General features: G+C 42.3%; 16 protein-coding genes. 12 read left to right on the top strand and 4 right to left on the bottom strand.

All coding sequences use genetic code 11. The features are described 5' to 3' along the window. Positions 1–34: 34 nt before the first annotated feature. Positions 35–1369, bottom strand: coding sequence for a S8 family peptidase (locus tag CD004_RS03695; RefSeq protein ID WP_102261540.1), 1335 nt, complete (start codon positions 1367–1369; stop codon positions 35–37). Between the two features lie 225 nt (positions 1370–1594). Between CD004_RS03695 and CD004_RS03700 the strand changes: the two genes are divergently transcribed. The 7 genes from CD004_RS03700 (at position 1595) to CD004_RS03730 (ending at position 7917) form a co-directional block, all read left to right on the top strand. After that, on the top strand, positions 1595–2050 hold the full coding sequence (locus CD004_RS03700) for an OsmC family protein (protein WP_102261541.1): 456 nt from the start codon (positions 1595–1597) through the stop codon (positions 2048–2050). Between the two features lie 102 nt (positions 2051–2152). Further along, positions 2153–2752, top strand: coding sequence for a DUF421 domain-containing protein (locus tag CD004_RS03705; protein ID WP_102261542.1), 600 nt, complete (start codon positions 2153–2155; stop codon positions 2750–2752). A 169-nt stretch (positions 2753–2921) separates the two neighbouring features. Then, positions 2922–4073 carry an MFS transporter gene (locus tag CD004_RS03710; RefSeq protein ID WP_102264981.1) on the top strand — a complete coding sequence of 384 codons (1152 nt, stop codon included), beginning with the start codon at positions 2922–2924 and terminating at the stop codon, positions 4071–4073. Between the two features lie 153 nt (positions 4074–4226). Next, positions 4227–4991 carry a threonine/serine exporter family protein gene (locus CD004_RS03715; protein WP_102261543.1) on the top strand — a complete coding sequence of 255 codons (765 nt, stop codon included), beginning with the start codon at positions 4227–4229 and terminating at the stop codon, positions 4989–4991. Positions 4992–5006: 15 nt separating this feature from the next. Beyond that, positions 5007–5450, top strand: coding sequence for a threonine/serine exporter family protein (locus CD004_RS03720; protein WP_102261544.1), 444 nt, complete (start codon positions 5007–5009; stop codon positions 5448–5450). A gap of 276 nt (positions 5451–5726) precedes the next feature. After that, on the top strand, positions 5727–5978 hold the full coding sequence (locus CD004_RS03725) for a hypothetical protein (RefSeq protein WP_102261545.1): 252 nt from the start codon (positions 5727–5729) through the stop codon (positions 5976–5978). After that, complete coding sequence (locus CD004_RS03730; protein ID WP_102261546.1) at positions 5971–7917, top strand: insertion element protein; 1947 nt, start codon at positions 5971–5973, stop codon at positions 7915–7917. Before CD004_RS03725 ends, CD004_RS03730 begins: the two co-directional genes overlap by 8 nt. Positions 7918–8166: 249 nt before the next feature. Here the strand turns inward: CD004_RS03730 and CD004_RS03735 are convergent, their stop codons facing one another. Both CD004_RS03735 and CD004_RS03740 read right to left on the bottom strand, forming a co-directional pair. Continuing rightward, entirely contained in the window at positions 8167–8949 is a 783-nt protein-coding gene (locus tag CD004_RS03735) for a permease prefix domain 1-containing protein (RefSeq protein ID WP_102261547.1), read from the bottom strand. After that, entirely contained in the window at positions 8936–9286 is a 351-nt protein-coding gene (locus CD004_RS03740) for a PadR family transcriptional regulator (RefSeq protein WP_102261548.1), read from the bottom strand. The genes CD004_RS03735 and CD004_RS03740 overlap by 14 nt, the downstream gene beginning before the upstream one ends. A 607-nt stretch (positions 9287–9893) precedes the next feature. On the opposite strand from CD004_RS03740, the gene CD004_RS03745 reads away from it, so the two are divergent. Beyond that, positions 9894–10529 (top strand): histidine phosphatase family protein, encoded by a 636-nt coding sequence (locus CD004_RS03745; protein ID WP_102261549.1) that lies wholly within the window; start codon positions 9894–9896, stop codon positions 10527–10529. A 55-nt stretch (positions 10530–10584) separates the two neighbouring features. On the opposite strand, the gene CD004_RS03750 is transcribed toward CD004_RS03745, so the two are convergent. After that, positions 10585–11574, bottom strand: a complete 990-nt coding sequence (locus tag CD004_RS03750; protein ID WP_102261550.1) for an NADPH:quinone oxidoreductase family protein — start codon at positions 11572–11574, stop codon at positions 10585–10587. Between the two features lie 403 nt (positions 11575–11977). Between CD004_RS03750 and CD004_RS03755 the strand changes: the two genes are divergently transcribed. The 4 genes from CD004_RS03755 (at position 11978) to CD004_RS03770 (ending at position 16836) form a co-directional block, all read left to right on the top strand. Then, on the top strand, positions 11978–13147 hold the full coding sequence (locus CD004_RS03755) for an MFS transporter (protein ID WP_233434939.1): 1170 nt from the start codon (positions 11978–11980) through the stop codon (positions 13145–13147). Then, positions 13128–15257, top strand: coding sequence for a formate dehydrogenase subunit alpha (gene fdhF, locus CD004_RS03760; protein ID WP_102261551.1), 2130 nt, complete (start codon positions 13128–13130; stop codon positions 15255–15257). The genes CD004_RS03755 and fdhF overlap by 20 nt, the downstream gene beginning before the upstream one ends. A 14-nt stretch (positions 15258–15271) precedes the next feature. Continuing rightward, positions 15272–15823, top strand: a complete 552-nt coding sequence (locus CD004_RS03765) for a 4Fe-4S dicluster domain-containing protein (protein ID WP_023625614.1) — start codon at positions 15272–15274, stop codon at positions 15821–15823. Positions 15824–16101: 278 nt separating this feature from the next. Beyond that, on the top strand, positions 16102–16836 hold the full coding sequence (locus CD004_RS03770; RefSeq protein ID WP_102261552.1) for an Mrp/NBP35 family ATP-binding protein: 735 nt from the start codon (positions 16102–16104) through the stop codon (positions 16834–16836). Positions 16837–16854 lie beyond the last annotated feature (18 nt).

A 16854-nucleotide genomic window follows, 5' to 3' on the forward strand; every position in this document is an offset into this window, starting at 1 on the left:
CGAGGAGGATTCTGGTTTATCTTTAATAGTATCGTTACTTACTGGATGAGGCTGCTTGGACTGCTTCATAGGCGTTGACGTAGCCTGCACCCACTTCATGGAGCTGGTATCCAGGCATTGGATCGGCGGTTTGGACCATCAGATCGAGTGCCAGATCCGGATTGAGGGAAGGGTTCGCTTCCTTCATTAATGCAACGACTCCAGAGATATGTGGTGCAGCCATGCTTGTGCCGCTTGATGTTGTATAGTAGGGCAGGTGAACTTCATCGATATAAGAGACATCAGTGACTGTACCTAATAGGTTCATGACAATGCCGGTGGAAGAACGGGTTGCCACGATATCGACGCCTGGAGCTGTAATATCGGGGTGCAGGTATTCGTCTCCTACAACACCGCGTGATGAGAAGTCGGCAAGTTGTTTATCCTTGGTTCCGGCCGCTACACTTATGACCCAGGGGGCCGCTGAGTATGGGTTTAGCGTGTTATCATCAGGACCTTCATTTCCTGCTGCAAACACAACGGTCATGCCTGCGTCATGCGCTTTTTTGGAAGCCACATTGATTGGGTGGTCAGGAGAATACTCCCCTGTTGACCCCCAGCTGTTGCTGATGATGTCGATTCCGTACTTTTCTTGATTTTTAATCGCATAATCAAACGCTTCCAGTGACCAAAGAATATTGATAGCCTCGCCAACGCCAAGCCCTACTAATTTAGCGTCTGGAGCAACTCCTTTATATAGGCCATCGCTAGAGGTCCCGTTGCCGGCAATTGTTCCGGCAACATGTGTACCATGACCAGAAGTGGTATCAGTGTTCAGCTGGTTCTCAAGGTAAAGAGGCTGGTTGCCGAAGAGGTCTCCTACAACAAATTTCACATTCTGGATGACTTTTTCACCATACTGCAAATCAGGATGGGTGGCATCAATGCCGCTGTCAATTACAGCAACAGTAACTCCTTTACCGGTGTAGCCCAGGTCGTTCCAAACAGCTTCTGCGCCGATGAGCGCTCTGCTGTCACGAAGGAAATATTTCAGATCATCATTTGCGTAAATCGAGACAATATTGGTTGCCGTAAGGAGCAGTTCATTGACGAGGCCAATCTTGCCTTTAACCGCCACCATTGGAAGCTCACTGAAAGGGTTCACCTCGAAACCTAATAGTTTTAAAAGCTTGATATCCGAAAGCAATGGCATGTCTTTATAAGTGATGATCAGCTCAACTTCTTCATTGCTCAAGGGGTCAGCCAGCAGGCTTTCAAGCTTTGGGTCCAGTTCAACCGAAAGCAAGGATGCTTTTGGGCTGGAGAATGAAGGCGCTAAAATAAAACTAAATAACATTAGGGCAACTGCAAACACGCTGAACTTTTTCATAAGTTCCTCCTTTAAATATTTGAAAATTTGCACACTTTTATTTATCCAAAGCAGATTAGCAAGAAACTATAAACAGGTTGGGAAAATTTCCGATTCACAAGTTGTTCACCATTTCACAAACTATACAAAGCTTCTTGAATCTTTTGTGTCGATGGTGATTTTGGAAAGGAAATAAACTTGAAAAAGAGGAAAATGGAGATGTAAATATATTAAGGAGGGAATATCATGCCAAAAGAAATTTTCAAAGCCACTGCTGCATTGCAAGAAGGGGTGAAGGTTGATGTCCAGGCGAGGGGGTTCCATATCACGATTGACGAGCCTGCCAACTTAGGAGGGACCAACCAGGGAATGAATCCGGTGGAAATGCTTCTTGGTGCCTTAGGAGCTTGCCAATCCATCGTAGCACGGGTGTACAGCCAAAAATTCGGAGTGGAATTAGAGGATTTCCGGGTCGAACTTGAAGGAGACCTTGATACCGATGGGTTTATGAACAAGTCTGATGTACGCCGCGGCTATTCAGATATTCGATATACCTACTATATTAAATCACCTTCTCCAGAAGAAAACATCAAGGCTCTGGCAGATTTCATTGCTAAAACGTGCCCAGTGGATGATACAATCTCAAATCCGGTGAATGTCAGCAGAGCTGAAATTGTAATTGAAAAGCCAGTAATATCATAAATAGAGCTTGTAGAACGGCGCTCCATGCAGTGCCGTTTTTTTGTCTCATAAATAATCCCATAATGGAGAAATTAATGATAGATATTTTTCTGGGAGGCGCTTATGGATTTCACTTTTATATGGCAAACGGCTTTTTTGATTTTATCAGGCATACTCTTATTGAGAATCGCAGGCAGGAAGTCTATATCGCAAATGACACTGGCACAAACAGTAGTCATGATCTCACTTGGGACAATCATAGTCCAGCCAATTGTGCAAAAGAGCATGTGGAAGGCGATTGCCGGAGCAGCGATCTTTGTAGCAGCAATTGTGATTCTGGAGTATTTGCAGCTCAAATTTAATTTCTTCGAAAAGTTCATCACTGGGAAGTCGAAAATCATCATCCAAAATGGGCAGCTTAATATCAAAAATTTGAAGAAGCTTCGGCTGACTGTTGACCAGATGGAAATGAGATTGAGAAATAAAGGGATTACAAAACTGGAAGATGTTAAATATGCAACAATCGAACCTAATGGTCAGTTGGGATATGAGCTGAAGGATGAAGCCAAGCCATTGACGGTCGGCGAATTCAAAAAAATATTGAATGATTATCTTCCGGCAATGATCATGAGCATGGAAGAAAAGCAGGATCCAGCAAAGAAGGACATTTTCCAGGAACTAAAAAATTCAAATAAACAGCATAATCCAAAATACCTTCAATAAAACAAAAATTCCCTTTTATTTATCCGATGGGCTGTGCTATTATTTAGAGATACGAAATACACAAGGAAATCTTCTCGTGCAGAAGATTTTTTTCTTTTCTTAGAAAAAGGGGAGATATACATTGTCACAGACAAAAGAACCATTATGGACCTCTTCGTTCATTAAATTGATGGTTGGGAATCTATTTGTTTTTATGTCATTCCAGATGCTGATCCCGACTCTGCCGCCATATATAAAATCAATCGGTGCAAGCGGGACGGAAATTGGTCTTGTTACTGCACTATTTTCAATCGGAGCTGTTTTGAGCAGGCCGTTTATAGGTTTCATGCTTGAGTACAAAACAAGGAAGCCGCTCGTCCTGATTGGAGCGCTAATGCTATTGCTCATTACATTTCTCTACCCGCTGTCTCAAATTGTGGTCATATTCCTTGCTTTCCGATTACTGCACGGGCTTGCCTGGGGATGGTCAACGACTGTGAATGGGACAGCAGCAGTGGATGTTGTACCTAATTCTCGGCTTGGAGAAGGAATGGGCTATTTTGGCCTTTCTATAACAATAGGGATGATCATCGCTCCAAGTCTAGGAATCTTTTTATACCAGATCACTACTTTTGATAATCTCGTTTATATTTCAGGAGTGCTAGGTGCCATTGCCTTGCTGTTGCTTGCATCGGTACACTACCAGACTCCTGACCAAGTATTAAAGACGAAGAAGGAAGATTTGAAGTTCACCTACATGGGATCTCTTATTGAAAAAGCCGGCTGGTTTCCTGCAACGCTCACGCTCCTGATTAGTCTTGGTTATGGCACGATTGTCACATTCATTGTCATTTTCGGAGAGGAGCGCGGGATTGACCAAATTTTCTTATTTTACTTGTGCAATGCCATACTCGCTTCCTTATCTCGTCCGATTGCCGGAAAATGGTTTGACCAGAAAGGTCCAATTGGTCTTGTTATACTAACAATTTCAATTACATTCATTGGCATGTGGGTGTTGTCATTTGCCCATTCTAATCTGATGATCGCCCTTGCAGGTGTATTATTTGGAATAGGCTTTGGTTCTTTGATTCCAACATTGCAGTCATGGACTTTATCGAAAACTCCCGCAAGCCGACGTGGAGTTGCCAATGGGATGTTCTTTTCATCAATTGATCTTGGATTAGGCTTGAGCGGTCTGGTATTCGGTGTTCTTGCCCAATTTGTTGAAATCGGTACCCTGTTCCAAATCTCAAGTATATTTATGGTCATTGCGTTAATTCTGACCATTTTGGAAGCACGGCGTGCAAAAGAAATACTTCATTCAAAAGAAGCTCTCTCATAATAGTAGCTTTAAAAGCCAGTCCTTTTAAATGGGCTGGCTTTTTCTTTCCGCTGCTGGCCAGCCCGCTCTACTTTTCTGGGTTGCTAATAGGCTCTGTTTTGATTTAAACTGATAAAGAAATTTACACAGTACGGTTGATTAGTGAGGACTTTTATGGAAAATCAGGATCAGGATCAAACAATTGAAGTGATGCGTGCTTGCCTGCTGGCCGGGAAAGTCATGCTCCAAAGCGGTGCCGAAACATATCGTGTCGAGGACACGATGTCCCGGATGGCCTCTGCGTTCGGCATTGATAAAACTCATAGCTATGTGACACCAACCGGCATAATTTTTTCAGTAGAAGGTGTAGGTCCCGAACGGACGAAGCTGGTACGTATATCTGATCGGACAACCGATTTAAGGAAGGTGGCAATGGTCAACAGCGTTTCACGCAGAATCAGCAGCGGTGAGGTTGGATTGAAAGAAGCCTGCAAGCTTCTGGAAGAGATTGAGGAAGGGAATTTGACCTACTCGTTTATGATACAAATCCTTGCGGCCGCAATTGCCAGCGGCTGTTTTACAATCATGTTCATGGGAAGCTGGCTGGACTTCCTTCCTTCAATGGCTGCGGGCGGAATAGGTTTCTTCCTTGTCGTTTATTTTCACAGGATTGTCCCGGTAAAATTTTTCGCAGAATTCCTGTCTTCCTTTTTCATTGGGATGATTTCGTTTTTCTTTGTGAAATTCGGGCTAGGGCAGGAGCTTGATAAAATCATCATCGGCTCAGTAATGCCGCTTGTACCGGGATTGCTGATTACGAATGCGGTCAGGGATCTGATGGCTGGACATTTGGTCTCAGGACTGTCAAAAGGGGCAGAAGCATTGTTGACGGCTTTTGCGATTGGCTCAGGCATAGCGGCAATTTTATCTTTCTTGTAGTCAGGAGAAGTGGCAATGATTTATGTAGAACACCTTATCACGAGTTTTATTGCGTCCGCTGCGTTCGGTATTATTTTCAACGCACCGAGAGAATCTTTGGTCAAATGCGGCATTTCCGGGATGGTAGGCTGGATCGTTTATTTTGCGCTGGATACCAACGGATTCGGAACGATTTTCGCCACGCTGATGGCTTCATTCCTAATTGCCGTTGTCAGCCAGGTATTTGCGAAAGCTTACCGGACGCCGATCATTATTTTTAGTGTCGCAGGGATAATTCCTCTAGTGCCAGGGGGACTGGCGTATGATGCAATGAGGAATTTCGTAGAAAATGATTACAGCACTGCCTTGTCTTTAGCAGCAAAAGCCTCAATGATTTCCGGTGCTATTGCCGTCGGTCTTGTGTTTTCTGAGGTGATCAATCAGGTGATCAGAAGGTCAAGCCTTGGTCCTGTAAAATAGACAAAATGACTCATATGAAAATTAAACGGTTCCGTTACTGTAGAGAAAACATAAAATAACATATTAAAAAGTAGACCAAATCGCATAATGATTTGGTCGCTTTTTATTGCCGTCATATTAACGTTTGTTTAAAATCAACGTATAAATTCGCATAAAAAATAGCATACTAAATAACAAGGTGACAACAGCTATTGTCAATCTGTTATTTTGGGTGCTAATTAGACTGCTAATTACTATGTTATTTTAGGTGCTATATCTGAAAGGGTGGAACCAACGGTGGAATTCATTAGACCGAAGAACAAAAACGCAGAAAAGGTTGACTGGTTAATATCCGAACAAGTAAGAGAAATCATCAAGAACTACGCTGAATACTGCGAATACACTGAAAGTGAGGTTGTCGATATATTCCTTAAAAATCTATTAAGGGACGATAGTTTTATCAAATGGGTTAGCGAGGTTAGAAACAACAAAAGAATGATAAGTAAAATGGAGATAGAAAGAAGATTGGAGGAACTGAAACTTGGCTAGATTACAACGTTTGGCCACAAAAGAGGATGACTTAGTGGTTGTCCATACGCCTATCAATAAGGAAGAAGTAGCAGATAGAGAAGAACAATATCTTCTGCTTTCTGACAAACAGTTTGCCACTCGCTATAATCATATGTTGTTCCTCCCTATTGAATTTTCTTGGAATGGTAAAAAACATCAAATACAATATAACTTCTGTACAAATCCATATTGTAAATGGTGTGGAACGGAACAAATGAAATTTGACGAAGTTAAAGGCAAACCATCTAGATACCGATTAAGTGGGTCCGGGAGGAAAAAAAGTATCATTTGTAATCCTGATCCCGTTGAGTCCGGCAAAGGTATAACTTTAAATTGTAACAGTATGGCAGTGTCAAATTGGTCAGTCGCAGATGAAATCGCTAGATTAACCCGCATTAACCGCACTCGTGATGTTGAACCAGATTACAATTTTCATAAAGATAATTGTTTTAATAAAACTCTTACTCCATTCAATGAATTAAGTGCTTTTTACAGACAAGGAGTTACCAAGAACAACGCTCAAGTATGGCAGTGTAAAACATGTAAGAAAAAGACCAGTCTCGTCCCTAACAGACGGCAATCTACAACTTATAATCAAAAAAGAAATGACATTTTGCCTCTATTTGCAAAGCTTCTTGTGAATAAAAATTCTATTAGTAGAACATGCAAAATTCTAGAAATAGGAGTGAGTACCTACTACAAAAAACTAGAATGGTTATACCAATGCTGCCTGGAATTTTTAGAGAGACATGAAACAAAGGCATTCTCTAACAAATCGTTTAGAGAGGTGTTTATCAATACAGATAAAATGCAGTATAATTTAAACAACGTAAGGAAAAAAGGGCAAGCTGGAAAAAAGTATGCAGGAATTGAAGACAATCAGGTTCAAACCTATGTGGTTGTATCAGCAGATGCTCTCTCTCGATATGTCTTTCGAGCAGATGTTGCTTATGATTGGGAAGTGACGTTAGAGGAAATAAAACACGATACGCTTCTCTATAAGGAAGACCATCTTAACAACTTCAGTAAGAAGAATAATCGCTTAGACTTTTCCTATTACCCTCAAGAGCCATCTCCTTACGACAATCAATCAGAGATTGAGTATAAATCGGAGCTCAATTCTTTTAATAGAAGAACACAGTATGTAGATGGGTTGCATGTCAATTCTACCTACACCACGATGGCTCATTATTGGTTAATTAAACAAATGGTACAAGCAGATGAATGGAGAATGATCAGTGATAATGACTCTTCTATAATTTCTGCGTTCTTTAGAGTTTTTTCAAAGGAGATTAGACTAACTAACGCTCATCATTTTATAAATATAGTAGATAAAGCTAAACCATCAAAAAAGGGTTTAGAGGAATATGAGTACGGAAATTCCGAACTACTGGAGTGGGGGCATTACAAGGAATATAAAACAAAGAATCTTTATCGATTGGGGTTCCTTTTTCTAAAAGAACAATTCAAAACACATAAGTTCTATAAAGAGATGCAGGTTGGTGGGAATACATATAAGGTACACGCCTGTAATCCAATTGCCCACCCATTAGCAACAAGGGATAAAGGGTTTCATGAAGTTGATTGCACAACCGATTTATCTTCATTGGAACCTACTGATATAGCGAAAATGGTGATAAATATAACAGACAATTCAACTAGCAGCTTTATCAACCAAATTCGTAGGAGTCTATCTATTCTAGAAAGACCTATAGTTACAGCCAGAGGTGATGGGAAAAGTTATATTTATGCAAATTTAAACCCAAAATATGCTCAATATGCTTTGACCATTTTAAGAACCTATTATAACTTTTGTGAACCCCAGAAAACATCAAACAGTAAAAAACTAACTCCTGCACAACGAATGGGTATTACAGACAAGCAATATACTTTAAAAGACATAATCTATATTAGATAATTGAATTGTTAATTCTGGCTTGTTGATGTTATACCTTAACCAGAAAAAATAGAAACAGATAAAAATCAAACAACTAGCTAACTAAACTAAAAGGGGCAGATTATAATCTGCTCCTTTTGAATTAATAATTAAAGTCTTAATAACAAACACATCCGTTTGTTTAAGTACAGTATTTCACAATCCTTTCTTGTAGAAAAAGAACAACGGAAGCGACCATTCTTATTGTCGTCTCCATTGTTCAAAAAGAAATCAATTAGTTGTTTTTTTAACCCTTTTGCCAAATACAAAATAAGCCAAGTATCCGAATACATTTAAGAGAGCAAATGCAATTATCCAGCCAATATTTAATCGTCTATGATGATAAGCATTGATTGTTGCCCAAATGGTAAACAAAGTCCAATAGATGGCAATACCCGCAAGCAAACCGATAAATAGGAAGTCATCGAATCTTTGTGTTTCCATAGATAAAAACAGCTTATCACGAATGCTCCCATTGTCCTCATAACTGTATAGCCATTTAGGACCAACTATTTGGTTTTTATATTCAAATACGTCTTCCCCAGTTCTGCGATCAGTTATCTTGATAGACTTTATGCTATATTTATTTTGTTCCACCAAGAATTCGATTTCATTTGTAAGTGCTGGTGTAAGGTTTTCTTCATTTTCTACCATAGCAGCTATTTTGCTAAAGGTAATATTTTGTACGCCTACCATTTTGGTTTCCTTTATTACTGCCCCAGTAAGTAGTGTTCCGCATATTATCAAAAACATCATTGCTAAAATAAGAACCCATTTAGCAAAATTCTTTTGTGCTTTAAAAAGCTGTCCGACAATAGAGCGCATTTCTTTTTCTCCGCCGAATCTTTGAATAGCAATTTCAATGGCTTCTTGTTCAGTCTTTCCTTCTGTTCTTAATTCGTGAACTGCTTCCACAAGATGACTTTTCATTTCAGCCTTTAACTCTTGTATCTCTACTTCGTTACCCCCTAAGCCGTGATAAACCGAATCAACAAATACATCAATTTGCTTCATAGTTTTTTCCCCCCTCCAAAAATGAATCAATAATTTTTTTAACAAATTGCCATTCCAAACGCTTTTCCTCAAATCCTTCTTCGCCTAAGGGTGTTAATTTATAATATTTTCTTCTCCCTCCTGGTCCTTGTTCATCACCCCAATAAGAAGAAATCCATTTGTTTTTTTCTAATCGCTTTAACGACAAATAAAGTGTGCCTTCTTTTAACTCGAACTGTTCATCGCTTTTCTCCCGAACGAATTTCGCTAACTCATACCCATACATATCCCTCTTATATAATAACGATAGGATTAACGTATCTATGTGACCTTTTAAAACCTCTTTATTTACTTCCAATTTTGACCACCTCCTATCACTAATTTTAAATTGTAATACTATATAATGCAAGGTATTAATTTAAAAGATTTCCAGTTTCTTTCTTCAACTAAGAGAGCGTTAGTTCAATAAGCCTGTAAATTGAATAACACATTTGCGGAATATTCTTATAATAAATTAAAGGGTTCTAGGGTTGTTAATTTATTTCATAAAACAACCATTGCCTTTTTTAGCCAGAGCAGTTGGAGTTGGTTCTTTGTTGGATATTATCTTTGAACATATAATTTCATAACACACTCAAAACCAAACAGAAAAGAGGTGCTTAATACACCTCTTTTCTATTTGGCTATTTCTTTTCTACTCTAGTTCCGAGCACGGTTGCGTTTTTGGGTTTGTTTTTATATTGAGTTTTTATTATGCTAAACATACTGTGTTTTAATATGTTTTTTCGCCTACTTTTTTTCATTTTCCCCACTGAAACGGAACCGTTTATATGAAAATGTGAGTCTTTTTTTATGGAGAAAGAGAGGACACTCAGGAAAAAACATCCAAATTTTACCGTCGTTTAAAGGGAATTTCATGACCATGCAGAATTACTTTTAATATACTTTTTAAAAGGGGAAAAGACATGGAAATTCTATTGATCAGGCATGGTGAGTCAGAAGGGGATATCCTCCAGGTGCATGAGGGCAGGGCGGATTTGCTGCTGACAGATCATGGCCGCAGGCAGGCAAAGGAAATGGCTAAAGTAGTAAAAGAGAATTATATGCCAGAAGTAATTTGGGCCAGCACATTGAAGCGCGCTCGAGAAACGGCAGAAATCCTTAGTCAAGAAACGGGAATCCCGGTCACCGAAGAGGATAGTTTGAGAGAGTTCAATAATGGGGTCCTGGCAGGTCTGCCATATGCGGAAGCAAAGCTCCGCTATCCGGAGCCAGAGGGAGGCAGGAAACCTCATGAACCCATTGAAGAAGGGGAATCCGAACTGGAATTCCGTTTCCGTGCCCAAACAGTGTTTTCGAAGATCCTTGCTGAAAGTGCAGGAAAGAAACGAATCGCAATTGTCTCGCACGGCGGAATGATTTCTAATCTGTTAAGAGCTTTCTTGAATCTGCCAGTTTTATCGGATACTTATTTCCCTACTGGAGATACCGGAATCCATTTGCTCAAACTGAATGGCACCCAGAAGGTCGTGATGTTCATGAATGACTGCGGGCATCTTGAAAAAGTAGATTCAGAGCAGCCTGTCGTACAGAGTTCCTAGATTTATTTTACATTTAAACAGCCCGGATCCTAATGAGGATCCGGGCTGTTTGTTCTTACATCTTCACAATGGTCCTGCCGCGGTTCTCGCCTTTTAGAATACTGGCGAGTGTACCAGGCAGCTCGTCTAATGTTATTTCATTTTGGATTGTTTCGAGTAATCCATCTGGCTTCAAATCAGATACGATCCGCTGCCAGAGCAGCTTTCTTGTTTCCATTGGGCAATATACTGAGTCGATGCCAAGAAGGTTGATGCCTCTGAGAATGAATGGGAAGACAGTCGCAGGGATGTCCGTTCCGCCGGTCAGGCCGCTGACGGCAGCGGAACCGTTATACTCAAGCTTGCTGAGGATCGCTGTTAACGATTTGCCACCAACCGGATCAATGGCAGCCGCCCAAAGTTGCTTATCCAGGGGTTTAATTTTCTCACCGGCAAGCTCTTCACGGCTGATGATCTCAGCTGCGCCAATTTCACGAAGGTAGTTATGTTCCGATTCTTTCCCTGTGCTTGCTACAACATGATACCCGCGCTTGGCGAGCATCGCCACAGCCACGCTTCCGACTCCGCCAGTTGCTCCCGTCACCAGGACTTTGCCTTTCTCAGGTGACAATCCGTTTTCCTCCAATCGGTGTACGGACAATGCTGCAGTGAATCCGGCTGTTCCGTAAACCATCGCATCCCTTAAATTCAAGCCATCAGGCAAAGGCACGATCCATTTTGCTGGAATCCTCGCATACTCACTGAATCCTCCATAGTGGGAAACCCCTATTTCATAACTGGTGGCGATGACTTCATCGCCTTCCTTGAAGGAACTGTCATCTGAATGGACAACCGTACCGGCAAGGTCGATGCCAGGTACGAACGGATAGGACCTGACAATCTTACCGTTCGGGATGCTGGCAAGCCCATCTTTATAGTTGACACTTGAGTAGGCAACCTTGATGACCACATCACCGGCTGGTAAATCCTCCAGTCCGATTGTTTTTACTTCTGCTGAAAAATCATGATCTGTCTTGTTCACCATAAAAGCTTTGAAATTGTCCATAACTCGACCAACCTTTCTTGCTTGATAGTTTCAGTATAGGGCATAAGCATGCCGGACTTCTAATAACTCAACTTGCTCAAGAACATCATTTTACCAATCACTTAAAAAGGTGAATATGACTTTTGTTGTTGCCTATTACCAGCTTCCAAAATGTTAAGTCCATCACGAATTTATTACGATTTTGTGTCCACTTAATCTGGTGTGACGGACTTCACATATCTTTTAATCTGCCTCCCTTAAGATTTAGATAAGTAAGGTACACAGTGGAGGTTAGGGCTTCTAAACATTATTAAATCAATTTTTCACTATTCACAAAGTGTTTACAATTACACCCTATTATGACTGTTTTTCCATGATAAGATGAATTTTGAAATCGGGAACGATTTACAGGGAGGTAGCAAAGTTGTACAAATTCGAGAAATCTTTTTACTCAAAAACAAGCATGTATTCCTTTGTCGTTGTAATGATATTGTTTTTCTCAATGTGGTATTCAACATCGAAGTTTGTCCATATCGATATGGCACTTCTGGGATATGCAATCTCATCAGCAGTCTTCGCGATTGGCTTGACAATCAGGATGAGCTTCTGGATGTGGCGCAGAGCCACTAACAGGGTGGCAAAGCGAAGCGTTGAAAACCTTTTTAATAAAGAAAGACTAAAACGAAATTCAAAAGCGGTTGTTAAAACCTTGATCGATAATATCATTTTGCAAAAATTCATTTTCCAACGCGGAATCTACCGCGGAATTCAGCACTTCATGATTTCATGGGGCTGCATCATCTCATTCGCGATTACGTTCGGGCTTACATTCGGATGGATGCGTTTCGACCTGATTGACCCGGAAACATACCAGATCATCGTGTTCGACATGCCGACCATCACGATGGCAGCACACGGAATTTTTGCTGAAATCGTCTACAACGGTTTGAATATCGGCGCAATCATGGTGTTGATCGGAGCGGGGATGGCTCTCTACCGACGCATCACTGATTATGATGTAAAAGTAACACAGCGATTCGAATTCGATATCCTGCCATTGATCATTCTGCTGGCAGTTACCGTTACAGGCTTGATCCTGACAATTCAGTACACATTCCTTGATGGCTGGATGCATCATTATATGTCACTCATCCATCAGGTAACAGTCATCATCATGCTTATGTACTTCCCATTCGGAAAACTGTTCCACGTGCCAATCAGGCCGCTGGCTACAGCCGTACCAATGAGTTACCAAGAGGTGGTCAAAGTGGATACGAAATCATGTAAAAGCTGCGGACAGCCATATAGCAATGATGACCAGATTGCGGATGTCCAGGCGATTTTAAAAAGCCAGAACTTCGACCTGCAGCTTGCGGACGGATCTTATCTTTCAGATTATTGCACAGGCTGCCGCCGCAGGATGAGAGCATTGAAACAAATGAATCTTGAAGCACCGCAAGGCAACCCATACGGACCGGTAAGCACAAACAACGGAATTCATATATCAGGCTTCAGCAAAAAACGTTCGGAAGAATTTTACGGACTTGAACAGGATTCAAAGGAGGAAAAAGTAGATGAGCCAGTTTCTCGTTAAAGAAGGCGTAAAGAACCAGATCCGCAAAGGTGAAAAGCTAGTCACAACGCATTGCTGCTACTGCGGGATGCAGTGCGGCATGCACATCCGTGTCGATGAAAAGAATAACAAGGTTGTCGGTGTAGAACCGCGTTATGACTGGGTTTTAACAAGAGGGAAGATGTGCCCTAAAGGAGTCACGGCTTACCAGACAATTGACCATCCGGATCGCATCAAGACTCCTTTGATCAAAAAGAATGGCAAGTTCGTAGAAGCAACATGGGACGAAGCACTGGATTTAATTGAGAGCAAATATAAAGGGATTCAGGAAAACTACGGAAAAGATGCGGTTGGCGTCTACGGCGGCGTTTCGATGACAAATGAAAAATGTTACCTTGTCGGCAAGTACGCCCGCGTAGGACTTGGAACTCGCTATATCGACTATAACGGCCGTTACTGCATGAGCTCCGCTGCCGGCGGATTCAACAAGACGCTTGGAATGGACCGCGGCTCGACACTTCCTTGGACTGAGCTAGAGCATACGGATACTTTCTTCATGGCTGGCTCCAACACAGCGGAATGTCATCCGACCAGTATCCAATGGTTCTGGAAGGCAAAGGACAAAGGCGCGAAATTCATCGTCGCTGATCCGCGTGAAACAGCAACAGCACGTGTGGCTGACGTACACCTGGATTTGCTTCCAGGAACAGACGCTGCATTGGCGAACGGTATCATGCATCTTTTGATCAAGTATGATTACGTTGACAATGAATATGTACAGGAACGCTGCAACAATTTTGAAGAGTTAAAAGAAATGACGGCGAAATTCACGCCTGAATATACATCGAAGCTTACAGGTGTCGCAGCTGAGAAAATCATCAAGGCAGCGCACATTTTCGGAAAATCACCACGCTCAGTCGTCATGTTCGCACGCGGCGCGGAGCAGCAGACTTCTGGTGTTGACAACGTAAGCCTTTATACATCAATGGCATTGTTAAGAGGACAAATTGGTAAATTTGCATCTGGCGTAGCCACTTTTACTGGCCAGGGCAACGGACAGGGCGGACGCGAACACGGACAGAAAGCAGACGCGCTTCCTGGATATCGCAAAATCGCCAACCCTAAGGATGTAGAACACGTAGCTGGAGTTTGGGGCATCAAGCCAGAAGAAATGCCGAAAGAAGGCGTTTCAGCATATGAGATGTTCCACCTGATGCAGAACAAGACGATCCGTGCATTGCATGTTATCTGCTCGAATCCGGTTGTTTCATCACCGAACATCAACTATGTACAGGATTCACTTGAAAAGCTTGACTTCCTGGTTGTGAATGACTTCTTCATGTCAGAAACTGCTGAGCTTGCGGATGTTGTTCTTCCGGCAACGACTTGGGCTGAAGACGAGGGTACGACTACAAATATCGAAGGTCGTGTCATCCGCATCCGTAAAGTTGTCGAGCCGCTTGGCGAATCCAAGCCAGACTGGGAAATCATGAAGCTGATCGCTGACCGCCTTGGAAAAGGAAAGTTCTTCGATTACAACGAACCAAGAGAGATTTTTGATGAGCTTCGCCACGCTTCTAAAGGCGGAAAGGCTGACTACTTCGGAGTGACTTACGAAAAAATCGATGAGCAGGACGGCGTATTCTGGCCAGCACCGGCAGAAGACTCCAAGGGAACTCCATCCATTTTCCAGGAGCGTTTTGCTACGGAAGATGGAAGAGCGAATCTTGCAGTTTGTGATTTCAGAGGACCTGCAGAGGTTCAATCAAAAGAGTATCCTTTATGGCTGACAACAGGACGTGTAGTATTCCACTATCTATCAGGCAACCAGACACGTCGCGTCGACTTCCTGATGGAACAATGCCCTGAGCCATTCGTAGAGATGCACCCGGAACTGGCAAGCCAGTACCAGGTCGAAAACGGTGAAAGAGTGAAATTGACAACACCGCGAGGCGATATGATCGCTCCGGTTAAAATAACAAAAGCAATCCGCAAAGACACAATGTTCGTCCCTTACCACTGGGGCAAAAAGCTGGCAGTCAACCAATTGACCAGCCCGGCACTGGATCCATTCTCAAGGATGCCTGAATTTAAAGTCTGTGCTGTAAAGCTTGAAAAACTGACTAAATAGGAGGAACGGCCATTATGAATAAAATAATGTATCTTGAATTTGAGCGCTGTATAGGATGCCGTGCCTGCCAGGCAGCCTGCCGTGAGTGTGGGGACCATGATGCTAAGGAACGGAACTATGTAGAATATGTAGACTTCACTGAATCTCGCCAGACATTCCCGATGCTGTGCATGCAATGTAAAGACCCTGCATGTGCGCGCGTCTGCCCGGCAAACGCCATCCAAATCACGGACGAAGGTGTCGTGTTGTCAGCGATGGAAGAAAAATGTATCGGCTGCCGCAACTGTACATTCGGCTGCCCATTCGGTATCCCGAAATTCGATTTCGAAACGAACAAAATGTACAAATGCGATATGTGCTATGACAGAACTCGTCATGATATCGCGCCAATGTGTGCATCTGTTTGCCCGAGTGATGCAATCCGTTTCATCGATTTCGATGAAATGCAGCAATTGCGCAGAAAACGTACCCAAATGAACCTCGTAGAAGGCAAAAAGCCTCAAGAGGGCAACAAATGGGATTACGTACCTGAATTCTTCGGAGTTTACACCGATTCACAGTCATAATTTAATGGAGCCGGCCAGAAAAGAGCGCTAAGTTCATTAGGGCCGGCTTTGTTTTTAGGTTGATTTTCAGGATATTGGCGAAAATCTGATTTTATTGGCGGTTTTCACAAGTTTATTGGCGAAAATCTGATTTTATTGGCGAAGTTCACAACTTTATTGGCGAAAATAAAAATATATTGGCGAACTGGAAATTTTCCGCGATTTTTTCCAGCAAGGGTTTCAACTAATAATAGATAAGGTAGGGAATAATAACCCATCCTAAAAAAGAGGTGCTTAACATGTTAAAAGGAAATGTGCTGGCGGTAACGAGCGGAAAGGGCGGAGTTGGCAAGTCTTCACTATCAGTGAATCTGGCGCTCGCGCTGCAAAAGCTTGGCAAGTCAGTCGCAATCATCGACCTTGATATATACGGATTTAGCGTACCGAAAATACTTAATATAGATGCAAAACCAAAAACGTTCAACGGAAAAATCATTCCGGTTGAGGCGCACGGCATTAAAGTAATGTCAATGGGCTTCCTTGTAAAGGACAATGAGCCAATCGTCTGGCGTGGCCCGATGCTGGGAAAAATGATTCAGCATTTTACCGAAGATGTGCTATGGGGAGAAATGGATTACTTCATTCTCGATATGCCCCCTGGGACGGGAGATGTGGCTCTTGATATGCATCTGATGATTCCGCAGAGCAAGGAAATCGTCGTAACCACACCGCATAAGGCTGCTTCATTCGTTGCTGAACGCGCTGGGTCAATGGCGATCAAGAGCAAGCATGAAGTCATTGGCGTGGTGGAGAATATGTCTTATTTCAAGCCTGAAGACAGCGACCAGAAGTATTACATTTTTGGAAAAGGCGGCGGTGAGGAGCTTGCAGCACAGCTTGGTACGGAATTGCTGGGGCAGCTGCCGATCCAGGAAGCGGATGAGAATAGTGAGACACCTGCGATTGCGGAGGAAAACACCCCGCTATTCAATGAATATCTAAACCTGGCAGAAAAAATCGATGCTAAGTTTTAGCTCTAGGAACAGGAGGAT

The sequence above is a fragment of the Mesobacillus jeotgali genome (genome assembly GCF_002874535.1).
Taxonomy (GTDB): domain Bacteria; phylum Bacillota; class Bacilli; order Bacillales; family Cytobacillaceae; genus Mesobacillus; species Mesobacillus jeotgali.